We start from the raw sequence: 6,872 nt of genomic DNA on the forward strand, positions 1-6,872 counted from the left end.
CTTATCAGTCCACGCACATTTGGTCTTATCCATGCGGCTTTTGCATACCTAGGCTCGAAGGGAGCCCCCACTAGCCCCTTCGGAGGAACCATGCCCGAGCAATCATCGGCACCGTACGAGCCGGCGTCCCGCGTCCGCCGCATCAAGTCATCGCCCAGTGTCGCCGCCGCGGCCCGGGTGCGCGAACTCAAGGCCGAGGGCCGCACGATCATCGACCTCACCGTAGGCGAACCGGACTTCGACACTCCGGAGCACATCAAGGCCGCCGCGATCGCCGCGATCCAGGCCGGCGAAACCAAGTACACCTCGGTCACCGGAACTCCGGCCCTGCAGTCCGCCATCCTCGGCCGCCTGGAACGCCACACCGGAACCCGTTACGGCAAGGAGGAAATCACCGTGGGCGGCGGTGCCAAGCAGGTCATCTTCCTGGCCCTGATGGCCACCCTCGACGCCGGCGACGAAGTGATAATCCCGGCCCCCTACTGGGTGTCCTACCCGGACATGGTGCTCGCCAACGAAGGCACCCCGGTGATCGTTCCCTGCGGCGAGGCCACCGGATTCAAGCTCACCCCGGCTGCGCTGCGTGCCGCGATCACGCCGAAGAGCAAATGGCTCATCCTCAACACCCCGTCCAACCCCACCGGTGCCGTGTACACGCGTGCCGAGCTCGCGGCCCTTGCCGGGGTCCTCGAAGAGTTCCCGCAGCTGCTGGTCCTCACCGACGAGATCTACGACGACATCAACTTCGGCAGCGAACGCATCGCCAGCCTGGTGGAGGTGGCGCCGGCCCTCAAGGATCGCATCCTGCTGGTCAACGGCGTGTCCAAGGCGTACGCCATGACCGGCTGGCGCATCGGCTACGCAGCCGGCCCCGCCCCCGTGGTGGCTGCTATCAACAAGCTCCAATCCCAGATGTCATCCTGCCCGTCCTCCGTCAGCCAAGCCGCGGCAGCGGCCGCGCTGTCCGGCGACCAGTCCTTCGTGCGCGAAAGCGTTGCGGTCTACCGCACGCGGCGGGACACCGCCGTCGCCGGCTTGAACGCCGTGGAAGGACTCTCGTGTGCTGCCGCCGACGGCGCGTTCTACACCTGGGTGAACTGTTCCGGCGTGATCGGAAAGACGACGCCGGCAGGCACCACCATCCGCAACGACGAAGACTTCACGCTGTACCTCCTGGATGCCGCCTCCGTGGCCGTGATCCAGGGCTCCGCCTACGGCCTGGAACCGTATTTCCGCATCTCCTTCGCTACGGACCTGGAGACCATCCAGGCCGCCGTCGCCGCCATCGACAAAGCCGTCAGCGCACTCAGCTGAGCACGCCCGCCCGTATCCCCAGCAGAAAGACACAGCCATGATCCACGTCAAGACCAAGTTCGAACGCCCGGCGGCCGACGTCGTCGAGCGTCTCTCCAAGTTCTCCTCCGCCACCATCCACGAGGCGCAGGGCCGCAAAGGCGCGCTGAACTCGAAGATCAAGCCGATCCACCGGGACATGTCCTTCTGCGGACCGGCCGTCACCGTGCGCTGCGCCCCGCAGGACAACCTCATGCTCCAGGTGGCCATCCACTACGCCCAGGCCGGCGACGTGGTGCTGGTGGGCACGGCCGAATATGAGGAAGCCGGTATCTTCGGCGACGTGCTCGGCAACGCCATGAAGGCCAAGGGCATCGCCGCCATGGTCACCGAATCCGGGGTGCGGGATACCGCGGACCTGATCGAACTCGGACTGCCCGTCTTCTCCGGGAACGTCTGCATCAAAGGCACCGTCAAGGAAACCCTGGGCCCCATCAACCACCCCTTGGTAATCGGCGACGAGATCATCTACCCGGGCGACATCCTGCGCGGCGACGCCGACGGCGTCGTCGTCATCCGCCGCGAGGAAGCCGAAGAGGTCATCGCCCTGTCCCAGGCCCGCGACGACCACGAGCGCGAACTGATCAAGCTGTACCACGACGGCGGCACCACCATCGAGCTGTGCGAGCTCACCGACAAGCTGAAGGCCAAGGGCCTGTTGGTCGAGGAGTAAACCCAGCCGGCCGCTTAACCGTCCGACCCCCTTAAACGTGGTTTGCCAGCTCAAATTTGGGCTGGCAAACCACGTTTAAGGGGGTGAAAGAGCTTAAGGGGGTGAAAGACCGGGTTTCGACGACGGCGGGAGCCCGACGACCGGCGGGCCGGCCGCGGCGCTTCCTGCCGCCCGCTTGCGTCCTACCGCTGCGGCTCCTGCACCAAGTGCCAGACCGTCCCGATGCCGCCCGACGCCGGCATGAGGCTGCCCTCGAAGATGAAGACCGGCTCGGCGTCGCCGTCTTCCGGACGCCAGAGCCCGTTGGCGGGGCAGTGGAAGCCGGTCCGGACCGACAAGGTTCCAGCGTCGCGCTGGCGGGCCAAAGTGGTGAGACCGATCTTCTTCACGACGGTTCGCTCCTGTGCTTTCTGCATCCGTCCGGAGGGCCGGACGGTTTCGGGGAGGGGTGGATGGAACCATCGTAGGAACGCCGTCACCCGCGTGGATAAGACCTAAAAGCTGTGGACCGATAAGCAGCTTCTATGGTTGCAGCGCCGGACCGTAGTCCGCCAGGAGCCGGCTGCGGATCATTTCGCGGATGATGATCAGCACGGCGGAGGCTGATTCGGACAGCGGCTCGTGTTCCGCGGTGCACAGGGCGATCTTGCACTGCAGCGCAGGGTCCACGATCCGCAGCACTTGGAAGTCCTCTTCGTGGAACAGGGCGTCCGCGGCCGAGCGCGGCAGGATGGCGGAGCCCAGGCCGGCGGTGATCAGGCGGCCGAGCGCCGGAACGGATTCCACCTCCCCCGCGAGCTTGAGCGGCAAACCCCTTTCCTCAAGCCCTTTGTCGACCAGCTGGCGCAGCGTGTGGATGCGCTCCGGGAGGAAGAGCCGCTGGCCGGCCACCTCCGCGAGGGTGACGGTCTCGCCGTCGCCGATTTCCACGTCCGCGTTCGTGACCAGGTGCAGGTCCTCCACCACCATGGTGGTGAACTGGACCCCACGGATCGGCCCGGGCTCGTAGATCAGGGCCATGTCCAGCTTGCCGTTCTTGATCGCTTCGCTGAGCACGCCACCGAAAGTCTCGGTCAAGTGCAGGATGATGTCCGGGTACCGCTCCCCCACCTCCCGCACGATCTCCGGAGCGAGTTTGGAGACCATGCTGTACGGGGCGATCGCGATGGACACCCGGCCGGCCGGCGCCGCTCCGGAGGCCGCGACGTCGATCCTCGCCTGTTCCACGAGCCGCAGGATGGTCTGCGCGTGGCGGTAGAGCGTGTGGCCGGCCGCCGTGGGCTCCACACCCTGCTTGCTGCGGATGAGCAGCCGCTGCTTGAGGTCCTTCTCCAGCGAAGAGACCTGCTGGCTCAGCGCGGGCTGCGCCACGTGGAGGCTCGCAGCGGCCTTGGTAATGCTTCCTGAATCCACGATCCGCACGAAGTATTCGAGCTTCCGGGTGTCCATGGTGTCCGCCTTTCCGGGGATGGAATCAGGCCCTGCGTCATAGCAATTCCTTATGTGGTGACGCAGAACAAGTCTTTGTGTGAGCCGAGTCTCACTGGCTACGTTGAGTGCGGGACGACACCCCAAGCACCCCGTTCGCATGGCATGGCCGGCCCTGGCCATCTGGTCCGTATCCCCCGGACACTCCCTGGCTCACGTCCCCGACATCCCTTCAGGAGGAAACCCGATGAAATCCTACACGCGCCGCGGATTCGCAGCCCTGGCACTCACCACCGTTTCGGCCCTCGCGCTCACTGCCTGCGGCGGCGGCGCAGAGGCCGGCAAGGACGCCGGCTCGCCCACCTCCGGCGAAGTCAACCTGATCGCCTACTCCGGCATCTGGGAAGAGCAGTACACCAAGGCCGTGATCGAACCGTTCAAGGCCAAGTACCCGGACATCAAGATCAACTTCGTCTCCAAGCGTTCTTCGGCCGAAATGCTCAGCGCCCTGCAGGGCCAGAAGGGCAGCCCGGCCACCGACGTCGCCATCATGGACAACTCGGTCTCCACCACCGGCAACCGCCAGGGCCTGTTCGAGAAGCTGGACGCTTCCGCCGTGCCGAACCTGGCCAACGTGCCGGAGAAGTTCCGCGACAAGGAAGGCTTCGGCCCGGTGGCGATGCTTGACGCCGTCGGCCTCGTCTACGACACYGCCACYTTCCCGAAGGCGCCGGACAGCTGGACGGAACTCTGGGATCCRGCCAACAAGGGCAAGGTCAATATCGTGGCACCGCCCTCCCTGYTGGGCATCTCCCTGACSGCCATCACCGCCAAGATGGAAGGCGAGGACTACACRCAGTCCATCGAGAAGGCCACCGCCAAGCTGAAGGAACTGGCGCCGTCGGTCCAGTCCTTCGCCCCGAACCCGGATGAGTACCAGAGCGTCATCACCGGCCAGACCGTCATCGGCCTGGGCCAGAAYGCCCGCGCCCAGTACTACAGCGACCAGAGCAAGAAGAAGATCGGCGTGGCCGTCCCCAAGGAAGGCTCCGTCTACCAGATCAACACGATCAACCTGGTCAAGGGCGCCCCGCACKCGGYCGCCGCGAAGACCTTCATCAACTATGCGCTCTCTGCCGARGCGCAGACGGCCTTCGCCAAGGCSCTCTTCTACGCACCGTCCGTCAGCAACGCGCARCTSCCGGCCGACATCAAGGCCCGCGTGGTTGCCACCGACAACCCGGACATCACCGCRCTGGACATCGACTTCCTTTCCAAGGCCCGCGACAAGTGGACCCAGGAATGGAAGCGCCAGATCATCACCAAGTAGAACCCCAGAACACTGCCGGAATGTGGAGCAGCACCTTGAATAATCCGAAGCTCTCGATCGTCAACCTGACCAAGAGATACGCCCCCGGCCTCGACCCGGCAGTGGACTGCCTCAGCATGGACGTGGAGGAGGGCCACCTGGTGGCCCTCCTCGGCCCCTCGGGCTGTGGAAAGACCACCACCCTGAGAATGGTGGCCGGCCTGATGGACCCCACGTCCGGCTCCATCCTGGTGGACGGCAAGGACATCACCCAGACCCCTGTCCACAAGCGAGGCATGGGCATGGTGTTCCAGTCCTACGCCTTGTTCCCGCACATGGACGTGGCACAGAACGTGGCTTTCGGCCTGCAGATGCGCAAGGTCAACACCAAGGAACAGAACCGGCGCGTGATCGAGGCCCTGGACCTGGTCAAGCTCGGCCACCTTGCCGGCCGCCAGGTGAAGGCCCTCTCCGGCGGCCAGCAGCAGCGCATTGCGATTGCACGCGCCCTGGTGGTGGAGCCGACGCTGCTGCTCCTGGACGAGCCCTTGTCCAACCTGGATGCCAAGCTGCGCGAGAACATGCGCACCGAGATCCGCTCCATCCAGCAGCGCACCGGAGCCACCACGCTCTTCGTCACCCACGACCAGGACGAAGCCCTGGACATGGCGGACCGGATCGCCGTCATGAACGGCGGCATCATCGAACAGTACGGCGCCCCCGCCGAAGTCTACGAGCGTCCGCAGACCCACTTCGTGGCCGACTTCATCGGCCAGGCGAACTTCTTCGCCGCCGCAGTTGTGTCCGACGACGGCGCTGCCGCCGACGATGAGCGCCGCTACGTGGTGGACGTGGACGGCTTTGGCCGCTTCGGCGCCGTGGGCGCCGCCGGTTTAGCGGGAAGCACTCATGAGATCGTGGTCCGCCCGCACCGCTTGAAGACTTCCCTCGAACAGCCCTCCGGGCCGTACATCGAAGGCGTGATTGAACGCGTCAGCTACACGGGAGACTCCCTGTCCCTCGGTGTCCGTGCCGGGGACAAAGACCTGCTGTCCCAGATGCCCACCGCCAGCAGCGGCATTCCCCGGATCGGCGAGACCGCCTACCTGTCCTGGGACCCGGCCGATGCCTTCATCATCCCCGGCACCGCCGCGCCGCCGGCCGCGGCATCCCCGACGGCGGCAGGCGCCCCGGCAGGGGAACAGGTCGTCGCATCATGACCGCCACAGGCCTGGCACCGGGCGTGCTGGAGAAGGCCAAGACCCGGCGCGATCGCCGCACCGTCATCGCCCTCCTGGCGCCGGCAATCCTCGGCCTGGTGGCCGGCTTCGTGCTGCCGCTGGCCTACATGGTGCGGATGTCCTTCAACGAGGGCGGCCCCGACGGCGTGGTGGAGGAAGGCTTCACCCTCCGGCACTACACCGAGCCCCTCAGCGATCCCTACTTCTGGAAAGTCACCCTCGACACCTTCCAGATGGGCCTGGTGGTCGGCATCCTCTGCGTGCTGGTTTCCTACCCGGTGGCGATGTTCCTGGCCCGCTCCACCAGTAAATGGAAGGGACTCCTCACCGCCCTGGCCATCGCGCCGCTGCTGACCTCCGCCGTCGTCCGTACCTATGGCTGGATGGTCATCCTGGGCGACACCGGGCTGGTCAACTCCTCCCTCAAGGGCCTGGGCTTCATCACGGACCCGCTGAAGCTGACCAACAACATGACCGGCGTGACGATCGGCCTGGTGGAAATCTTCATGCCTTACGCCATCCTGGCCATGATCTCCGGGTTCGGCCGGCTCAGCCCGCAGCTCGAAGAGGCGGCGGGTTCCCTGGGCGCCAGCAAGTTCAAAGTGTTCACCCGCGTGACACTCCCCCTGACCCTGCCGGGCGTGCTCACTGCGTTCCTCATGGTCTTCGTGCTCTCCGTCAGCACCTTCATCACCCCGCGCCTGCTGGGTGGCGGCGCGGTGCAGGTGCTGGCCACGGAAATCTACGACCAGACCACAGGCCTGCTCAACTGGCCCTTCGCAGCCGCCCTGTCCGTCATCCTGCTGCTGCTCTTCGGCCTCATCATCGCCGTGTACCAGCGCCTGACCAAGAAGATCGGAGCCTGAGA

The 6,872-nt window shown here is 65.7% G+C and carries 7 protein-coding genes; 5 read left to right on the forward strand and 2 right to left on the reverse strand.

Features of this window, described 5'->3' with window-relative positions:
* Nucleotides 1-90 precede the first annotated feature (90 nt).
* Both BIU82_RS09915 and BIU82_RS09920 read left to right on the forward strand, forming a co-directional pair.
* Entirely contained in the window at nt 91-1,314 is a 1,224-nt protein-coding gene (locus tag BIU82_RS09915; RefSeq protein ID WP_070349311.1) for an aspartate transaminase, read from the forward strand.
* Between the two features lie 37 nt (nt 1,315-1,351).
* Entirely contained in the window at nt 1,352-2,026 is a 675-nt protein-coding gene (locus BIU82_RS09920) for a 4-carboxy-4-hydroxy-2-oxoadipate aldolase/oxaloacetate decarboxylase (RefSeq protein WP_070349312.1), read from the forward strand.
* Between the two features lie 182 nt (nt 2,027-2,208).
* Here BIU82_RS09920 and BIU82_RS09925 read toward each other — a convergent pair whose 3' ends face one another.
* A complete protein-coding gene (locus tag BIU82_RS09925) occupies nt 2,209-2,415 on the reverse strand; it encodes a hypothetical protein (RefSeq protein WP_070349313.1) in 207 nt (68 codons plus the stop codon).
* Nucleotides 2,416-2,548: 133 nt separating this feature from the next.
* On the reverse strand, nt 2,549-3,475 hold the full coding sequence (gene nac / locus BIU82_RS09930; protein WP_070349314.1) for a nitrogen assimilation transcriptional regulator NAC: 927 nt from the start codon (nt 3,473-3,475) through the stop codon (nt 2,549-2,551).
* 226 nt (nt 3,476-3,701) lie between these two features.
* Between nac and BIU82_RS09935 the strand changes: the two genes are divergently transcribed.
* Genes BIU82_RS09935 through BIU82_RS09945 form a run of 3 tightly spaced genes read left to right on the forward strand, consistent with a single transcriptional unit; the run spans nt 3,702 to nt 6,870 of the window.
* Nucleotides 3,702-4,784, forward strand: coding sequence for an ABC transporter substrate-binding protein (locus BIU82_RS09935; protein WP_074466427.1), 1,083 nt, complete (start codon nt 3,702-3,704; stop codon nt 4,782-4,784).
* A 20-nt stretch (nt 4,785-4,804) separates the two neighbouring features.
* Nucleotides 4,805-5,983: an ABC transporter ATP-binding protein gene (locus tag BIU82_RS09940; protein ID WP_083292278.1), complete on the forward strand. Its 1,179-nt coding sequence runs from the start codon at nt 4,805-4,807 to the stop codon at nt 5,981-5,983.
* Complete coding sequence (locus tag BIU82_RS09945) at nt 5,980-6,870, forward strand: ABC transporter permease (RefSeq protein WP_083292279.1); 891 nt, start codon at nt 5,980-5,982, stop codon at nt 6,868-6,870. The genes BIU82_RS09940 and BIU82_RS09945 overlap by 4 nt, the downstream gene beginning before the upstream one ends.
* The last annotated feature ends 2 nt before the right edge of the window (nt 6,871-6,872 follow it).

The organism is Arthrobacter sp. SW1, from assembly GCF_001766675.1.
GTDB lineage: Bacteria > Actinomycetota > Actinomycetes > Actinomycetales > Micrococcaceae > Arthrobacter.